Annotated in this window: 1 protein-coding gene; it reads left to right on the top strand. The window is 68.1% G+C overall.

Annotated elements, in window-relative coordinates; translation table 11 throughout:
* Nucleotides 1-28: 28 nt before the first annotated feature.
* The coding region (locus IO24_RS45055; RefSeq protein WP_167551665.1) for a transposase at nt 29-304 on the top strand (276 nt) is incomplete at its 3' end.

The following is a 304-nucleotide window of genomic DNA, read 5'->3' as shown; positions in this document are numbered from 1 at the left end:
TGTGGCGATGGGTGAGTGGGTCGGCGAGATGGTCGGTCCGGACGTGTGGGAGACGTGCCGGGATCTGATCCCGGCCGGGAGCGTGTTCGCGTTCCTGGCCGAGCATCGTGGCGAGCTGTTCCCGGCTGAGATGTTCACGGACATGTACCCGTCGGCGAACGGACGGCCGAGCATGCCGCCGCAGATCCTGGCCGCCGCGATCACCTTGCAGGCCCTGCACGGGCTGTCGGACTTCGAGACGGTCCAGGAACTGCGGTGCGATCTGCGGTGGAAGGCCGCCTGCGGGCTGGGCCTTCACGACATG

The sequence above is a fragment of the Streptomyces flavovariabilis genome (genome assembly GCF_000725785.1).
GTDB lineage: Bacteria > Actinomycetota > Actinomycetes > Streptomycetales > Streptomycetaceae > Streptomyces > Streptomyces hawaiiensis.
This window is presented reverse-complemented; position numbering and strand designations above follow the sequence as displayed.